We start from the raw sequence: 15,542 nt of genomic DNA, 5'->3' as shown, positions 1-15,542 counted from the left end.
GATGTGGTTCCTTACGATACGCCCTCATCAGTACTTTCCCTAACCGACACGGAACCACGCATGAATCCCGGAACCTCCACGGCCGCCTCGACGGCGGCCCCCCGCGAACCGGCCTGGGGCGCGGTATTCGCGATGACGCTCGGCGTGTTCGGGCTCGTCACGGCCGAATTCCTGCCGGCCAGCCTGCTGACGCCGATGGCCGACAGCCTCGGCGTGACCGAAGGCGTGGCCGGGCAGGCCGTCACGGCCACCGCGACGGTCGCGCTGGTCACGAGCCTGCTGATCTCGGCGCTGACGCGCACGATCGACCGGCGGCGCGTGCTGCTCGTGTTCTCGGTGCTGCTCGTTGCGTCGAACCTGGCGGTCGCGTTCGCGCCGAACCTGGCGATGCTGCTGATCGGCCGCGTCGTGCTCGGCATCGCGCTCGGCGGCTTCTGGACGATGGCGACGGCCACCGCGATGCGGCTCGTGCCGACCGCGATGGTGCCGCGTGCGCTGTCGATCATCTTCAGCGGCGTGGCGGTCGCGACGATCGCGTCCGCGCCGATGGGCAGCTACTTCGGTCACCTGATCGGCTGGCGCAACGTGTTCCTGATCGCGGCCGCGCTCGGCGGCATCGCGTTCGTGTCGCAGATCCTCACGCTGCCGTCGATGCCGCCGAGCGGCACGACGCGGCTGCGCACGCTGATCGACGTGCTGCGCCGGCCGACCGTCGGCCTCGGCATGTTCGCGACGATCCTCGTGTTCACCGGGCACTTCGCGTTCTTCACGTACCTGCGGCCGTTCCTCGAACAGGTCGCGGGCGTCGGCGTGAACGGGCTGTCGGCGATCCTGCTCGGCTACGGCATCGCGAACTTCGTCGGCACGTCGCTTGCCGGCCGCGTGCTCGAACACCGGTTGCGGCCGATGCTGATCGGAATGCCCGCGCTGATGGTCGTGCTCGGCGTCGCGCTCGTCGCGCTCGGCCGCGCGCCGATGATCGACGCGGTACTCGTCGCGTTGTGGGGGATGGCGTTCGGCGGCGTGCCCGTCGCGTGGTCGACGTGGGTCACGCGTACCGTGCCGGATGAGGCCGAGAGCGCGGGCGGGCTGATCGTCGCGGCGATCCAGCTTGCAATCGCGACGGGCGCGGCAGCCGGCGGCGTCGTGTTCGACGCGAACGGGGCCGCCGGCGTCTTCGTCGCGGCAGCCGTCGTGCTGGCCGTTGCGGTCGCAACGATCGTGACCGGCGTACCGAAGCGCGTCGGCGTGGTGTCCGCGCTGGCGGAATGACGTTGTACCGTCGGGCCGCCCGGCCCGCCGCTCAGCGCACCGGTGCGTGCGTGTCGAGCAACTGCCGGTGGCGCGTTTCGGTCGCATCGTCGGCAGGGAACATGCATTCCATGCGCAACTCCTGCGCGGCGGCGCTTTGCGGCGTTCCTACCGTCGTGACCAGCGAGAAGTAACGCAGCACGATGCCTTCGTGCACGAAGCCGATCGGGATGACCGGCAGCGACGGTGCGGCGGCCGGCGCCGGCGGCGTTTTCCAGTCGCGCGGCGCACCGGGGCTCGCGAGCAGGTCGTCGAGCAACTGCCGTGTGTCGTCATCGATCACGCGGCCGACCGCTTCGCGATGCACGCGTTGCAGCAGGCTGCGCGACACCGTCTCCCAGTCGGCCAGGAACGGCCGCATGCCGTGCGGATCGAACATCAGGCGCAGCAGGTTGCGCGGGCCGTCGCGCGCGGCCATGTCGATGAAGCAGTTGAAGAAGCGCGGCGCCGCGTCGTTGGTCATCAGCACGTTCCAGTGGCGATCCATCACGATCGCCGGAAACGGATCGTGCTGGCGCACGACCCGTTCGAGCGCGCCGATCACGCCCTGCATCTCCTGCGCATCCCACGGCGCTTCCGAATACACCGGCGCATAGCCGGCCGCGAGCAGCAGCGCGTTGCGCTCGCGCAGCGGCACGTCCAGCGTTTGCGCGAGCGTCAGCAGCGTGTCGCGGCCCGGCACGCTGCGTCCGCTTTCGATGAAGCTGATCTGGCGCTGCGAGATGCCCGCGTCGAGCGACAGGTCGAGCTGGCTCACGCCGCGCACGTCGCGCCAATAGCGCAGCAACTGGCCGAGTTCGTGCGGCGGCGCGTGCGGTTCGCGGCGGCTGGCGTTCATCGTGCCTCCCAGGGCGTTCCGTGAAGGACGCGATCGACTATATCGGACTCACGCGGCGTTCGCATGCCACGCGAACGCGTCGAACGGCGCTTCGAGCGCGGGCTTCGTCACGCTGCCGACGTAGTTCGTGATCGTCGATGCGGCGACCACCGCGATCACTTCCAGCAACTGTTCCGCGCTGAAGCCGGCGTCGAGGAACGACTGCCGGTCGGCGTCGGCCAGGCGGCCGCGGGTGTCGATCAGCTTGCGTGCCGTGGCCGACAGCGCGGCCAGTGTCGCGTCGCCGGGCAGGGCGCCGCGGCGGATCGCGTCGACGTCGGCGTGGGTCACACCCTGTTTCAGCGCAAGCGCGGTATGGAAGGCGACCGGCCATTCGCTCGCATTCGTGACCGCGTTGGTGAGCAGGAGCGTCTGGATCTGCGGCTCGGTGAGGCTGCTGGCGTGCACGCGCTCGAACAGGCCGATGAAGCCGTTGATCAGCACCGGGGAAGCGGCCATGGCCGCTGCGATGTTCGGGACGATGCCGAAGGCTTGCTGGAGCTGCTGGAGGACGGGCCGGGATGCGGCCGGCGCCGAGTCGATCGTATGAAGCGGATAGGCGGACATGATGTCTCCGGAGGATGCGCGCCGCCGGAATGGCGGCGCGACACCCGAAGCGTAGGAGCGGCCGTGTCGTGCGCCAATTACATGCGATGTAATCGTCCGGTGCGCGCGTGACGCCGTCCGTCTTGCAAATCCCTCAGCCGCCTTGCCTGACCATCTCCGCCAGCGTCTTCATCGCCTGCAGGTACGGATACGGCCCGTGGCTGATGCGGGCCACGCCGTAATCCGCGAATTCGGCGAGCGTCGGCGTCTCCGTGACGCGCATCACGTTCACCGGCAGCGGCGACGCGGCTGTCAACGCGCGAATGAGTGCCGGCGCGCGCAACCCCGGCACGAACAGCCCATCGGCGCCGGCCGCGGCATACGCGCGTGCGCGGGCCAGCGTGGCGTCGAGGAGGCGTTCGTCGTGCGTGTCGGCCGGCGCGTTGAAGAACACGTCGGTACGCGCGTTGACGAAGTAGTCGGCGCCCGCGCGATCGGCAGCCTGCCGTGCTGCCGCGAGACGGGCCGCCGCTGCGTCGACGTCACGCAATTCACCGGTCGCCGGGAAGCTGTCTTCGAGATTGCAGCCGATCGCGCCGGCCTTGATGCTGAGCGCGATCGTTTCGGCGACGTCTTCCGGCCGCTCGCCGTACCCGCTTTCGAGATCGACGGTAACGGGGAGGTCCGTCGCGCGCGTGATCCGCTCGAGCACCTCCATCATCAGCGCGCGCGGCATCTGCTCGCCATCGCCGAACCCGTTGGCCGCGGCGACCGACCAGCTGCCGGTCGCCAGTGCGACGGCGCCCGCGTCGGCTGCCGTGCGTGCGCTGCCGGCGTCCCACACGTTGAACAGCGCCAGCGGGTGGCCCGCGCGGTGAAGCGAACGGAAATACGCGCCTTTCTCATTGCTGCTCATGTTTGCGTCTCCTTGTGGAAAACCGGGTCGGTTGTCGTGCCGAACGATACTGCCACCGTATCGAGCGCCGCGAGGAAATCGCGTGCGTCGAACAACTCGCCGAGACTGCGCACACCGCCCGACACCACGGTATTGCCGGCTATCAGCCGGGCGGCTGCCTCGACGATGATCGGTGCGCTGACCGCGTAGATGTCGCGCCCGAGCGCCGTCGCACGGTGCGTCGTGCCGCCCTGCACGACGATCGCGTCCATCGCGAACTGCTGCGCCGAGCGGCCCATCTCGTCGGCCGGCTCGGGCGGCGGCGTGGCGGCATCGCGCACGTCGCGCAGCGCGACGGTGGCGAGCCACGATTCGATCGTATCGATGCGCAGGTGACGCGACAATGTCATCACTTCCGAAAACGGCAGCAGCGTCACGCCGACGCGGCCGATCGGCCGCGGGAACGGCCACGCGCGTTCGCGTGCGGGCGACGGCACCGGTGCCGGCTTGCCGCCCTTCTGCACGAGCCGCGCCGCGCGATTGCGTTCGCCCGTCACGCGCGTGCCGTGCGTCGGGTGCCAGCTGTCGAGCCCGGTCGCGATATCGACGCGCTCGATCGGCCGGTTCGGGTCGACGACCGCCGTGACGAGCAGGTCTGCCAGGCCGCCGTAGAACGCCGCGGCCGGCACGAGCGTCACGCCCGCGGCGCGCGCCCGCGCATCGCAGTGTTCGGCCAGCGCCAGCACCGACGGTTGCTCGGCCGTCAGGTCGAGATAGGGGATGCCGGCCCGCAGCGCGGCATCGGCCAGCGGCAACGCAGTATCGAGGTACGGGCCCGCGCAGTTGATCACCGCCGCCGCGCCGCGCAACGCGGCGTCGAGCGCGGCCGGATCATCGATCGCGGCGACGCGTGCGAGCGTCGCGTCGCCGCCGTCCTTCGCGAGCCGCGCGGCATCGCGTCCGATGCGGATCGCGTGCAGGCCCCGCTGCGCCAGCTCCGCGACGACGAACCGCCCGGTGTGGCCCGTGGCGCCATAGACTGCAACCGTCATTCGATCACCCATGATCCACTCCGCTACAGAACGGTCTGTTTTATAGTACAGACCTGTAGCGTCGTCAAGCACGCGGTGCTATGATCGCTTCACTGTTGCGGGAGTGGGCGGCCGGCAAGGCCGGGTCGGAATGAAAAAGGAAACAGGGTCACCAGGGAACGCGCCCGATACGCGCGAACGCATTCTGCAAACGGCCAGCGAGCTGTTCTATCGGGAGGGTACGCGCGCGGTCGGCGTGGACCTGATCGTCGCGCAGGCCGGTGTGGCGAAGACGAGCCTCTATCGTCATTTCACGACGAAGGACGACCTGATCGAAGCGTTCCTGCTGCGCGAGGACGCCGATTTCTGGGCGCATTGGGATGCGGTGGCCGCGCAGTACCGGCGCACGCCGCGCGAGGAACTGGAAGCGCAGCTGCAATGGATCGGCGAGCGCATTGCGCGCCCCGGCTATCGCGGCTGCCCGCAGATCAACATCGCCGCCGAATACGCGGACGGCAACCATCCGGCTCGCAAGGTGGCCGTCGCGCACAAGCAGGAACTCCGGCGCCGGCTGGCCGAGCTGGCGGCGGCGATCGGCGTCGACGAGCCGGAGACCTTCGCACTGCGGCTCGCGACCGTGATCGACGGCGCGCTGAGCAGCGGGCAGGCGCTGCATGCGCATGGGCCTGTGGCCTTCCTTCAGGAATTCGCACAGCTGCTGTTGCCGAAGAAGGGCCGGAAGTAGCCCGCCTGGCCGCAGCGATCCGCGCGCCGGTTCGGTTCAATCGCGGGCGGCCGGATCGACCGACAGCGCGCGCAACTGGCCGCGCAACTGATCGACTTCGCCTGGCGCGAACGGCCGTTCGATCTCGGCATGCGTCTGCTGCCACAGCGGAAACGCTTCGGCCAGCAGGTCGTGGCCGGCCTGCGTCAGTTCGAGCAGGCGGCTGCGCCGGTCGTCCGGATCCTGGATGATCGTGACCAGGCCGCGCCGCTCGAGCGGCTTGAGCGCGGCCGTGAGCGTGGTGCGATCCATCGCGAGCAGCGACGCGACCGATTTCATCGGCGCCGGCTGGGGCCGGTTCAGCGACATCAGCAACGAAAACTGGCCGTTGGTGAGATCCAGCGGGCGCAGCACATCGTCGAAGATCCGCGCAAGATTACGCGCCGCGCGCTGCATGTGCAGGCACAGGCAGCAATCGCGCACCATCAGCGTCGTTTCGAAGGGGAGCTTTTCTTTTCGTGCCATGTTGCAATTGTGTTGATATCAACCTATCGTGTCAAGGTCGAGGCGCGGCAGCCCGTCGCGTCCGTCACCGGAGGAGACAGCATGAGTGCTCAACAGCAGTTGTATCTCGCGGTATTTCTCGGGACCAAGGACAGCCCGGCCATGAAAGCGTGGATCGCGCTGCCGGACGAGGAGCGGCGCACGCGCGAGCGCGACGGCATCGCCGCATGGCATGCGTGGGTCGACCGGCATCGCGACGCGATCGTCGAGATGGGCGGGCCGCTCGGCAAGACGAAGACCATCGATGCCGCCGGCGTCAAGGACACGGCGAACGCGATGAGCGGCTTTACCGTCGTGCGGGCAGCCTCGCACGAAGCCGCGGCCGCGCTGTTCGAAGGTCATCCGCATTTCACGCTGTTCCCGGGCGTGGCGATCGACGTGATGCCGGTGCTGGCGATTCCCGGCGCGTGAACGACGGGCGAGGCCACGCGTCGTGTATCGGCGATGCGCCGTGGCCGGCAGGCGGAAGTTTTCCCGACACTCTGGATGGAGACTGGCGATGAAGCTTTACGGATTTGCCGGCACCCGCTCGCAACGCGCGCTGTGGGGGCTGAAGGAACTGGATGCCGATTTCGAGTTCATCTCGGTGAACCTGCTCCAGGGCGAACACAAGCGGCCGGAATTCCTGCGCCTCAATCCGGCCGGCAAGGTGCCCGTGCTGGTGGACGGCGATCTCGTGATTCCCGAATCGGCCGCGATCGTGCTGTATCTCGCGGACAAGTACCCGCAGAAGGCGCTGCTGCCGGTCGATCCGGCGCTGCGTGCGGAGGCTTACCGGTGGGTCATGTTCGCGGTGACGGAGCTCGAGCAGCCGCTGTGGCGGATCACGCGGCACTCGTTCATCTATCCGCCGGAGAAGCGCTCGCCGGCCGATATCGAACTGGCGCGGGAGGATTTCAGGACGATGGCCGCGATCCTCGACAAGCATCTCGAAGGGCGCGAGTTCATCGTCGGCGATACGCTGACGGTGGCCGATTGCGTGACGGCTTACCTGATCGACTGGGCCGGCGAGTGCAACCTGATCGAATCGTTTCCGCAGTTGCGTGCGTATCTCGAACGGTTGTATGCGCGGCCGAAGGCGCCGCAGCGGATCGCGGACGCGCGCAAGGCGGCGTGAACGGGCGGCGGCCGGTCATGCGTTGCATCGGCATGGCAGACCGTTACGTTGGTGCGGGTGGCGAGCGGCAGTCTCGGCGCGCTTCAGGATGGTGAAGCGTGCGTCGCGAACGCGGCGCACGCAAACGCTCACGCCACGTCGTCAGGCCCGCCGAGCATGCGGCACAGCATCGACAGGTCGCTGAGCGTGACGTGCGGCGTCGCGGCCTGTTGCTGCACGCGCTCCGCTTCCGGATGCGTATCGCGCACCACCCACGCTGCCTGAAGCCCTGCATTCAATGCGCCGACGATATCGAGGTGGTAATCGTCGCCGACATGCAGCAGTTCCGCCGGCTGCACGTCGAGCGCCGCCGCCGCCGCATGGAAGATCCCGGGCTCCGGCTTCGCGACGCCGAACGCCTGCGCGCTGAGCGTCGCACGAAAGAATTCGCCGCCGCCGGTCAGCCGCAGATCGGCGTTGCCGTTGGTCACCGCGATCAACGGAAACCGCGCGCTCAACCACGCGAGCGCCGGCAATGCATCTTCATAGAATTCGACCCGGTTGCGTGCGGCATAGAAGGCGGCGTACGCACGGTCGGTGAGCGCGACATCTTCGTTCGCCTGCTCCAGCGCAAGCCGGATCGAGCCGATTCTCATCGCACGGAAGTCGCCGGCGAGGTCGGGGCACAATCGTTCGTATTCCTCACGCAAGTCGCTGAGCGCCTGCTGCGTGGGCAGCACTTGCTCGGTGCCGGGCGCGTGCTCGATCAGCCACGTGCGAAGCTCCCCTTCGGCCCGTACGACGGAAGGCCCGAACGGCCACAGGGTGTCGTCCAGGTCGAACGAGAGCGCGGAAACTTGGGGGAGACGCATGGAGGTTGACGGGGAATTTCGTTTACCAGGGCCACGGAATGGCGAGTCCCGTGCCGTTTTCGAGGGCCTGCCGATACAGGAAGCGTGCGACGGTCAGGTCCTGAAGCGCGAGCCCGGTCATGTCGAAGACGGTGATCTCGTGCGGCGCGCGGTCGACCGTCGCGGTTCCCGCGAGGATGTCACCGATTTCCGTGCGTGGCAAATCCGGCGCCCACTGGCACTCGCCGATGCTGCGCGCCTGGTCATGATCGTCCACGACGATGCGTGCGCGCTCCAGCACGCCTGCCGGCAGCTCGCGCTTGCCGGCGGTATCGGTGCCCACGCAGGTCAGGTGGGTGCCCGGCCGGACCGCATCCGCATCGAACAGCGGGCCGCCGCCGGGCGTTGCCGTGATGACTACATCGCTATTGGCCACCGCGTCGTTCCGGTCGCGCGCCACGCCGATCGTGCATCGTTCCCGGAAGGCGGATTCGAACACCGGGTCGGGCGCGCCGCTGACGGTCACGTACTGCACGGTGCACCGTTGCGGCAGCAGCCCGAGTGCGTAGTCGAGCTGGACGCGCGCCTGCACGCCGGTGCCGAACACGCAGATTCGCGCGCTGTCGCGACGCGCGAGCAGTTGCAGCCCGAGGCCGCCGGCGGCGCCGGTTCGCGCGGTGGTGATCGCATTGCCGTCCATGATGCACAGCGGCCGGCCCGTGGCCGGGTCGAACAGCGCGACGGTGGCCTGATGCGGTTCGCCGCCGAGCCCGCGGTTGCCGGGCCAGAATCCGGCCGCCTTGAAACCGAGCAGGTCCTGATCCGCGACATCGCCCGACTTGATGCCGAACACGCCGCCGGTGTGCAGCTTCTCGCGCACCACCGGGAACACGCGTCCGGCCCGTTGGCTATGCAGCACGAAGGCTTCACGAACGGCCGCCGTCACTTGCGCGGCCTGGAGGGCGGGCGCGACGGCATCGCGGTCGAGAAGCAGGAGTCGGTCGTCTGTCGGCATGTTCAGGCAAGCGCGTTCGGCGCCAGGCAAATCAGGGTTGTTTAAATTTTGTCCAGATTTGGACAAATAGTCAATGAATCGACGGGACGGCGCGGGTGCGCGGTTTTGCTCACCACCCGTAGAAGCGCGGCCACGTCTGCGCGCCGCCGTCTTCGCCGATCGCCTGATACTCGGGATGCTGCGCCCCGGTGGCGCACGCGTGATTCGGCAGGATGCGCAGGCGGGTGCCGATCGGAAACTGCTGCGCGATGCCGGCGTCGGGCGTGCCCGCGCGCGACACGATCCCGTGCTCCTGGTTGGCGGCGCTCATCAGGTAGTCGCCGAGCACGTCGCCGTGTTCGGTGCAAACCTGCCCGTAGCCGAAGTCGTGCGCCTGGCGCTGCGTGCCGCGGTCGCGGCTCATCGCCATCCAGCCTGCGTCGACGATCGCCCAGCCTTTCTCTTCCTGGTGCCCGATGACGGTGGTCAGCACCGACAGCGCGATGTCGGACAGGTCGCACACGCCGATGTTGTGCATCACGAGGTCGAACATCACGTACACGCCGGCGCGCACTTCGGTGACGCCTTCGAGATGTTCCGCCGCGAGGGCAGTGGGTGTCGAGCCGATGCTCACGACCGGGCAGGGCAGCCCGGCCGCCCGAAGGCGCTCCGCCGCCCGCACGGTGCGGCTGCGTTCCTGTTCGGCGATCGCCGCCAGCGCGTCGGGCGTGCTGTATTCGTAGCTGGAGCCCGCGTGCGCGAGCACCCCGCCGAGCACCATCCCGCCGTCGGCCAGTGCGCGGCCCACGTCGATCAGCAGGTCGGCGTCGGGCGGAATCCCCGAGCGGTGGCCGTCGACGTCGACCTCGATCCACACTTCGAAGCGCTCGCCGTGCGCGCGCCCGAATTCGGCGATCGCTTGCGCGGCCGGCAGGCTGTCGGCGACGAGTTTCAGGTCGCAACCCTGCCGGCGCAGCGCGAGCGCCTGGCCCAGCTTCGCGGGCACCATGCCGACGGCGTAGACGATGTCCCGGATACCGTGCGCGAAAAACTGTTCGGCTTCCTTGAGCGTCGACACTGTGATGCCCTGCGCGCCTGCCGCGATCTGGGCGTCGACCACTTGCGTGCTTTTGGTGGTCTTGACGTGCGGCCGGAACCGGACGCCGAGCGCGTCCAGGTGCGCCTGCATGCGGCCGATGTTGTGCTGCATGCGGCCGACGTCGATCAGGGCGGCCGGGGTGTTGAGAGTTTGAAGGTCCACGATGCGTTGCCTCGGAAGGTTGCCGATGTGAGCACTGTAGAGGCGTCGACGGACTGCGTGTTTAACGCGTGGCTAATTCGGCATTAAACGCTGTTTAATCGGCTGGATCGCGTGGATGCGTGGTGCGGCTCATGCGTTGCCGCGCCACGGCGGCGGGCTGAGAAACCGCGTCGCGGCTTCGAGAAACACCCGTTGCCGCGCGGAACGGCCGGTGCGCGACGGCAGCAGCGCCGTCACCGGCGCGGGCGGCAGATGCCAGTCGGGCAGCAACCGCACGAGCTTGCCGTTCGCCAGCAGCGGCGCGACGTCCCACTCGGAGCGCTCGACGATCCCGAGCCCGGCCAGCGCCCATTCCGTGATGACGGTGCCGTCGTTCGAGGACAGCGCGCCGCTGACGCGGATCACGGCGGAGCGGCGCGGTTCGCCCTTGACGTCGCCGCCTTGCGAGAAGCGCCAGCGCGGGATGTCCTCGTCGTTCTCGCGCAGGCACAGGCAGTCGTAGCCGGCCAGGTCGGACGGGTGGTTCAGTTCCTTGATGCGGCGCGCATAGGCGGGGCTCGCGCACAGGAAGCGCTCGTTGGGCGCGAGCGGATACCCGATCCACGACGACGACTTGAGGCTGCCGACGTGAACGACCACGTCGGCGCCCGACGCGCTGGTCAACGGGCTCTCCGACAGATGGAGCGATATTTCCAGTTTCGGATGCGCGCATTGCAGGTCGCGCACGATCCGGGCGACGTACTTTCTGCCGAAGCCGAGCGGGGCGACGACGCGCAGCGTGCCCTGCACGTCGCCGTGGTCGCCTGCAATGCTGACCGGCAGCGCCTCCACGCGCTCGAGGATGTCGACGGCTTCCTGGTACAGCCGCTGCCCTTCGTCGGTCAACGCGATTCCTTTCGGCTGCCGCACGGCGAGCCGTGCGTTCAAGCGCGCTTCCATCCGCTGCAGGCGAATCGTGACGGCGGGCGGTGTGAGATCGAGCAGCCGCGCGGCCGAGGCCAGCGAGCGCGACGTGCCGATCGCGCGGACGAGTCGAAGGTCGTCGAGGTCGAGCATTTCATGTCTCTTAATGCTGGATGTGCCGAGCATTAAACCGCACATCGCGACGCGAATCCATCGATGCGGCTCCAGATCGCGTCGGTCGCGCATGAATCGGATTGCTTGGCCGCTTCGAACGACACGGCCGGCGATGCCCCGCACCGTTACCGGTCGAGCCCGAAAATCAGCGACCGATGCGCGGCCACCCCGGCCATCACGCCCGACGCCGATGCGAACGTCGCATTGGTCATCGGCGTCGACGCGTCGCCGGCGGCGAATACGCCGGCGACGCTCGTCTGCTTCATTGCGTCGACGCGCACGACCGGGCCGAGCGGCCCGTCGTCGAACGCGCAGCCGAGCTGCTGCGCGAGATCGCACGCCATCGCCGTGTGCGCGCCGACGAACAGTGCATCGACCGGCACCACCTGCCCATCGGCGAGCCTCAACGCTTCGATCCGCGGCGCATCGCCGAGGATCTCCACGACCGGTGAGCGCTCGATGCGCACGCCGCGCGCATCGAGTAACGCCGCTTCCTCCTCGTTCGCATCGACCACGCCCTGTGTAAACCACGTCGTCGGGCCCCAGTCCGGAATCAGGATCGCCTGATGCACCGATAGCGGATGCGAGGCCAACACGCCGAGCCGCTGGCCGCTCACCTCGTACCCATGGCAATACGGGCAATGCAGCACGCTGACACCCCAGCGTTCCGCGAGCCCCGGCAGCGCGGGCAACTCGTCGCGGATGCCGGTCGCGAGGATCAACCGGTCGGCGCTCGCACGGCTGCCGTCGGCCAGCGTCACGTGGAAGCGGCCGTCCGCGTCGCGCTCGGCCGTGCGCACATCGCCCGCGATTCGCTGCACGGTCGGATACGCGGCGAGCTGCGCGGCGGCTTCGTCGACGATCTGCGCGGGCGGCTTGCCGTCCTGCCCGAAAAAGCCGTGCGCGTGCGCGGCAAAGCGGTTGCGCGGCCGACCGGCATCGATCACGAGCACGCCGCGGCGCGCCCGCGCAAGCTGCATCGCGGCCGACAGCCCTGCAAAGCTGCCGCCGATCACGATCACTTCATGATGGTCATGCATGCACCGACTCCTGTCCTGAACCTGCGTGAATGACGGACGTGTTCCGATGGTGGCCACGGCAACTCAACTCACGAAACACGAGAAGTTGCATGATAGGGCGATGGTATCATTCACGCAACTTCAAAAGTTTCGAGAGAGGGGAGCGCCGCTCGTGAGAACCGATAGCCGCTTGTCGCGCATGCTGCATGCGCTGATCCACATGGATCAGGTCGACGGCCCGATGACGTCCGAAGCGATCGCGACGATGCTGTGCACGAATCCGGTGGTCGTGCGGCGCCTGCTCGGCGGCTTGCGCGATTGCGGCTACGTGCAGTCGGAGAAGGGGCATGGCGGCGGCTGGGTGCTGAGCGTCGCGCTCGACGACATCACGCTGCTCGACGTCTATCGCGCGGTGGGCGAGCCGCCGCTGTTCTCCGATCTGGTGACCGACGACGAGGCCGAATGCCTGGTCGAGCAGGCCGTCAATGCGCACCTGTCGGCCACGTTGAAGGAGGCCGAGACGACGCTGCTCGCCCGCTTCGGCGAAGTCACGCTCGGCATGCTGTCGCGCGATTTCGAGGCGAAGCACGCGAAGCGGCGCAAGCCGCGCTGACGCGTCGCAGCATCGCGGCCGGGCGTCGCGCAGCGGGCGCGCCGATGCGGCCGAAACTGCTGCGCCGCGATGGTCTGTCCCCCAACTTCTGCCCGGTTCGCCCGCCACAGGGCAAAATACGGGTTTTCCGCACCCGCGAGGGCGCGACCGAATCACGCGCCGGGCGGCGGCAGTGCGCAATCCGCACGCTGCCGCCGGGCGCCCAGGCAAGAAACGCTCGCCATGTCGCGAGCCCACAGGAGTCCAGACCCCATGCCCGAATCCAACCTGTCCTTCTTCGGCCGGCTGTCGCTGGCCGTCGGCACGTTCTTCTCCGTGCTCGGCAACCGCGAGTTCGCGGCCGGCGTGCTGCGCGTGCGCGATGGCGCCCCGGCACCGGTCGCGCCGGTGCCGGCCGCCGCACCGGCCCCGGCCCCCGCTGCCGCGCCCGTGAAGGCGCCGGCGCCCGAGCTGCGCGAAGCGAGCCCGCAGGCCGCGCTGCAACTGCTCGGCCTGCTGCAGCGCGATGCGCGCTTCATCGACTTCGTCGAGGAAGACATCGCCGGCTACGCGGACGCCGACATCGGCGCGGCCGCGCGCCTCGTGCACGACGGCTGCCGTGCCGCGCTGCGCGAACACTTCACGATCGTGCCGGTGCGCGACGAAGCCGAAGGCAGCCGCGTGACGCTGCCGGCCGGTTTCGACGCGACGGCCGTGCGCGTGACGGGCAACGTGGTCGGCGCCGCGCCGTTCACGGGCACCGTCAGCCATCGCGGCTGGCGGGTCGCCGACGTGCGCCTGCCGAAGCTGACGGGCAGCCACGACGCCTCGGTCGTCGCACCGGCGGAGGTGGAACTGTGAGCGATCCGCGCTATTCGATCGGTATCGATCTCGGTACGACCCATTGCGCGCTGTCGTACGTCGACAGCGCCGCGAGCGACGGCGAAACCATCACGCAGCAGGTGCTGCCGATCGCGCAACTCACCGCGCCCGGCGCGCTGGAGTCGCGCGACCTGCTGCCGTCGTTCCTCTACCTGCCGCATGAAAGCGAACTCACGCAGGGCGACCTGACGCTGCCGTGGACGGCCTCGCGCGCCTTCGCGGTCGGCGAAATGGCCCGCACGCGCGGCGCCGGCACGCCGATCCGCCTCGTGTCGAGCGCGAAGAGCTGGCTGTGCCACCCGGGCGTCGATCGCCGCGCGGCGATCCTGCCGAGCGATGCGCCGCCGGAAGTGTCGCGCGTGTCGCCGCTGGAAAGCTCGATCCGCTACCTGACGCACCTGCGCGAAGCGTGGGACCACACGCATCCCGACGCGCCGTTCGCCGACCAGGACGTGACGGTCACGATCCCCGCGTCGTTCGATCCGGCCGCGCGCGAACTGACGGCCGAGGCCGCCCGCGCCGCCGGCTACTCGCGGATGACGCTGCTCGAGGAGCCGCAGGCCGCGCTGTACAGCTGGATCCAGAAGAGCCAGGGCGGCTGGCGCAAGCAGGTGCAGGTCGGCGACCTGATCCTGTGCGTCGACGTGGGCGGCGGCACGACCGACCTGTCGCTGATCGCGGTGGTCGAGCGTGAAGGCAATCTCGAACTGCATCGCGTGGCGGTCGGCGAGCACATCCTGCTCGGCGGCGACAACATGGACCTCGCGCTCGCGCATATCGTCGCGCGCAAGCTCGCGCAGCAGGGCACGCAGGCCGATCCGTGGCAACTGCGCGCGCTCACGTACGCATGCCGTTCCGCGAAGGAAACGCTGCTGTCCGACCCGACGACCGACGCGGTGCCGCTCGTCGTGCCGAGCCGCGGCTCGAAGCTGATCGGCGGCTCGATCCGCACGGAGCTGACGCGCGCCGAACTCACGCAGACGATCCTCGAAGGCTTTTTCCCGCAAGTCGATGCAGCCGCGCGCCCGGTGAGCCGTGCGCGCGTCGGCCTGACGCAGCTCGGCCTCCCGTATGCGCAGGACGCGGGCATCACGCGCCATCTCGCGGCGTTCCTCGGCCGCCAGGTCGCGGCGCTCGACGCGCTCGAAGGCGTGCAGCGCACGCTGCCGCAAGGCGCGACGTTCCTGCATCCGACCGCCGTGCTGTTCAACGGCGGCGTGTTCAAGTCGGCGCTGCTCACGCAGCGCGTGCTCGATACGCTCAACAGCTGGCTCGCGGCCGAAGGCGCGCCGCCCGCCCGTCTGCTCGAAGGCGCGGATCTCGATCTCGCGGTCGCGCGCGGCGCGGCTTACTACGGCTACGTGAAGCGCGGCCGTGGCGTGCGCATTCGCGGCGGCACGGCGCGTGCGTACTACGTCGCGATCGAATCGGCGATGCCCGCGGTGCCGGGGCTCGAACCGCCGGTGCAGGCGCTGTGCGTCGCGCCGTTCGGGATGGAGGAAGGCTCGGACGCGGCGCTGCCGCCGCAGGAGTTCGGCCTCGTCGTCGGCGAACCGGTGCAGTTCCGCTTCTTCGGTTCGTCGGTGCGCCGCCAGGATCAGGTCGGCACGCTGCTCGACTACTGGTCGCCGGAAGAGTTGCAGGAACTGGAGGAAATCCAGGCGACGCTGCCCGCCGAAGGGCGCACCGTCGGTGAAGTCGTGCCCGTGAAGCTGCATGCGCGCGTGACCGAAGCCGGCACGCTCGAACTCGAGGCGATCCCGAGCGGCACGAACGAGCGCTGGAAGGTCGAGTTCGACGTGCGCGGCGCCGCCTGAGCGCG

The 15,542-nt window shown here is 69.0% G+C and carries 17 protein-coding genes; 7 read left to right on the top strand and 10 right to left on the bottom strand.

The genetic code is table 11. The features are described 5' to 3' along the window. The first annotated feature begins 60 nt into the window (after positions 1–60). Entirely contained in the window at positions 61–1,272 is a 1,212-nt protein-coding gene (locus C5O79_RS21240; protein ID WP_046549275.1) for an MFS transporter, read from the top strand. Between the two features lie 31 nt (positions 1,273–1,303). On the opposite strand, the gene C5O79_RS21235 is transcribed toward C5O79_RS21240, so the two are convergent. The 4 genes from C5O79_RS21235 to C5O79_RS21220 form a co-directional block, all read right to left on the bottom strand. Continuing rightward, positions 1,304–2,149, bottom strand: coding sequence for a helix-turn-helix transcriptional regulator (locus C5O79_RS21235; protein WP_122474924.1), 846 nt, complete (start codon positions 2,147–2,149; stop codon positions 1,304–1,306). A 48-nt stretch (positions 2,150–2,197) separates the two neighbouring features. Continuing rightward, complete coding sequence (locus tag C5O79_RS21230; RefSeq protein ID WP_047851804.1) at positions 2,198–2,755, bottom strand: carboxymuconolactone decarboxylase; 558 nt, start codon at positions 2,753–2,755, stop codon at positions 2,198–2,200. A 133-nt stretch (positions 2,756–2,888) separates the two neighbouring features. Next, complete coding sequence (locus C5O79_RS21225) at positions 2,889–3,650, bottom strand: isocitrate lyase/phosphoenolpyruvate mutase family protein (RefSeq protein WP_046549278.1); 762 nt, start codon at positions 3,648–3,650, stop codon at positions 2,889–2,891. Continuing rightward, the gene (locus C5O79_RS21220; protein WP_131931677.1) at positions 3,647–4,693 is read right to left on the bottom strand and encodes a saccharopine dehydrogenase NADP-binding domain-containing protein; all 1,047 of its coding nucleotides are present in this window, start codon (positions 4,691–4,693) and stop codon (positions 3,647–3,649) included. The genes C5O79_RS21225 and C5O79_RS21220 overlap by 4 nt, the downstream gene beginning before the upstream one ends. Positions 4,694–4,811: 118 nt before the next feature. Between C5O79_RS21220 and C5O79_RS21215 the strand changes: the two genes are divergently transcribed. Further along, positions 4,812–5,405 carry a TetR/AcrR family transcriptional regulator gene (locus tag C5O79_RS21215; protein ID WP_122474930.1) on the top strand — a complete coding sequence of 198 codons (594 nt, stop codon included), beginning with the start codon at positions 4,812–4,814 and terminating at the stop codon, positions 5,403–5,405. Between the two features lie 36 nt (positions 5,406–5,441). Here C5O79_RS21215 and C5O79_RS21210 read toward each other — a convergent pair whose 3' ends face one another. Next, on the bottom strand, positions 5,442–5,909 hold the full coding sequence (locus tag C5O79_RS21210) for a MarR family transcriptional regulator (RefSeq protein WP_046549281.1): 468 nt from the start codon (positions 5,907–5,909) through the stop codon (positions 5,442–5,444). A gap of 81 nt (positions 5,910–5,990) precedes the next feature. Between C5O79_RS21210 and C5O79_RS21205 the strand changes: the two genes are divergently transcribed. Together C5O79_RS21205 and C5O79_RS21200 are read left to right on the top strand one after the other, a co-directional pair. After that, entirely contained in the window at positions 5,991–6,359 is a 369-nt protein-coding gene (locus tag C5O79_RS21205) for a hypothetical protein (protein WP_046549282.1), read from the top strand. Between the two features lie 88 nt (positions 6,360–6,447). Next, entirely contained in the window at positions 6,448–7,065 is a 618-nt protein-coding gene (locus C5O79_RS21200; protein ID WP_039354480.1) for a glutathione S-transferase family protein, read from the top strand. Between the two features lie 128 nt (positions 7,066–7,193). On the opposite strand, the gene C5O79_RS21195 is transcribed toward C5O79_RS21200, so the two are convergent. The 5 genes from C5O79_RS21195 to C5O79_RS21175 all read right to left on the bottom strand — a co-directional run bounded on the left by C5O79_RS21195 (position 7,194) and on the right by C5O79_RS21175 (position 12,267). Beyond that, the gene (locus C5O79_RS21195; protein ID WP_131931675.1) at positions 7,194–7,916 is read right to left on the bottom strand and encodes an HAD-IA family hydrolase; all 723 of its coding nucleotides are present in this window, start codon (positions 7,914–7,916) and stop codon (positions 7,194–7,196) included. Between the two features lie 22 nt (positions 7,917–7,938). Beyond that, positions 7,939–8,910 (bottom strand): ornithine cyclodeaminase family protein, encoded by a 972-nt coding sequence (locus tag C5O79_RS21190; protein WP_124471762.1) that lies wholly within the window; start codon positions 8,908–8,910, stop codon positions 7,939–7,941. 109 nt (positions 8,911–9,019) lie between these two features. Then, the gene (locus C5O79_RS21185) at positions 9,020–10,150 is read right to left on the bottom strand and encodes a DSD1 family PLP-dependent enzyme (RefSeq protein ID WP_047851795.1); all 1,131 of its coding nucleotides are present in this window, start codon (positions 10,148–10,150) and stop codon (positions 9,020–9,022) included. 129 nt (positions 10,151–10,279) lie between these two features. Then, a complete protein-coding gene (locus tag C5O79_RS21180; protein WP_071333684.1) occupies positions 10,280–11,239 on the bottom strand; it encodes a LysR family transcriptional regulator in 960 nt (319 codons plus the stop codon). Between the two features lie 113 nt (positions 11,240–11,352). Further along, positions 11,353–12,267, bottom strand: coding sequence for an NAD(P)/FAD-dependent oxidoreductase (locus C5O79_RS21175; protein WP_131931673.1), 915 nt, complete (start codon positions 12,265–12,267; stop codon positions 11,353–11,355). Positions 12,268–12,418: 151 nt separating this feature from the next. Here C5O79_RS21175 and C5O79_RS21170 point away from each other — a divergent pair, with 151 nt between their 5' ends. The 3 genes from C5O79_RS21170 (at position 12,419) to C5O79_RS21160 (ending at position 15,537) form a co-directional block, all read left to right on the top strand. Then, positions 12,419–12,859, top strand: a complete 441-nt coding sequence (locus tag C5O79_RS21170) for an Rrf2 family transcriptional regulator (RefSeq protein ID WP_046549289.1) — start codon at positions 12,419–12,421, stop codon at positions 12,857–12,859. Positions 12,860–13,111: 252 nt separating this feature from the next. Then, complete coding sequence (locus C5O79_RS21165; protein WP_124493538.1) at positions 13,112–13,699, top strand: DUF2760 domain-containing protein; 588 nt, start codon at positions 13,112–13,114, stop codon at positions 13,697–13,699. Continuing rightward, positions 13,696–15,537 carry an Hsp70 family protein gene (locus C5O79_RS21160; protein WP_124471759.1) on the top strand — a complete coding sequence of 614 codons (1,842 nt, stop codon included), beginning with the start codon at positions 13,696–13,698 and terminating at the stop codon, positions 15,535–15,537. The genes C5O79_RS21165 and C5O79_RS21160 overlap by 4 nt, the downstream gene beginning before the upstream one ends. Positions 15,538–15,542 lie beyond the last annotated feature (5 nt).

This window comes from Burkholderia sp. SRS-25 (assembly GCF_004343765.1).
In the GTDB taxonomy this organism is placed as follows: domain Bacteria; phylum Pseudomonadota; class Gammaproteobacteria; order Burkholderiales; family Burkholderiaceae; genus Burkholderia; species Burkholderia contaminans.
The sequence above is the reverse complement of the archived record's forward strand: the minus strand, read 5'-3'. Positions and strand labels throughout refer to the sequence as shown.

Coding starts and splice junctions, on each gene's coding strand:
- C5O79_RS21240 (WP_046549275.1), top strand. CDS start 61: ATGAATCCCGGAACCTCCACGGCCGCCTCGACGGCGGCCCCCCGCGAA.
- C5O79_RS21235 (WP_122474924.1), bottom strand. CDS start 2,149: ATGAACGCCAGCCGCCGCGAACCGCACGCGCCGCCGCACGAACTCGGC.
- C5O79_RS21230 (WP_047851804.1), bottom strand. CDS start 2,755: ATGTCCGCCTATCCGCTTCATACGATCGACTCGGCGCCGGCCGCATCC.
- C5O79_RS21225 (WP_046549278.1), bottom strand. CDS start 3,650: ATGAGCAGCAATGAGAAAGGCGCGTATTTCCGTTCGCTTCACCGCGCG.
- C5O79_RS21220 (WP_131931677.1), bottom strand. CDS start 4,693: ATGGGTGATCGAATGACGGTTGCAGTCTATGGCGCCACGGGCCACACC.
- C5O79_RS21215 (WP_122474930.1), top strand. CDS start 4,812: ATGAAAAAGGAAACAGGGTCACCAGGGAACGCGCCCGATACGCGCGAA.
- C5O79_RS21210 (WP_046549281.1), bottom strand. CDS start 5,909: ATGGCACGAAAAGAAAAGCTCCCCTTCGAAACGACGCTGATGGTGCGC.
- C5O79_RS21205 (WP_046549282.1), top strand. CDS start 5,991: ATGAGTGCTCAACAGCAGTTGTATCTCGCGGTATTTCTCGGGACCAAG.
- C5O79_RS21200 (WP_039354480.1), top strand. CDS start 6,448: ATGAAGCTTTACGGATTTGCCGGCACCCGCTCGCAACGCGCGCTGTGG.
- C5O79_RS21195 (WP_131931675.1), bottom strand. CDS start 7,916: ATGCGTCTCCCCCAAGTTTCCGCGCTCTCGTTCGACCTGGACGACACC.
- C5O79_RS21190 (WP_124471762.1), bottom strand. CDS start 8,910: ATGCCGACAGACGACCGACTCCTGCTTCTCGACCGCGATGCCGTCGCG.
- C5O79_RS21180 (WP_071333684.1), bottom strand. CDS start 11,239: ATGCTCGGCACATCCAGCATTAAGAGACATGAAATGCTCGACCTCGAC.
- C5O79_RS21175 (WP_131931673.1), bottom strand. CDS start 12,267: ATGCATGACCATCATGAAGTGATCGTGATCGGCGGCAGCTTTGCAGGG.
- C5O79_RS21165 (WP_124493538.1), top strand. CDS start 13,112: ATGCCCGAATCCAACCTGTCCTTCTTCGGCCGGCTGTCGCTGGCCGTC.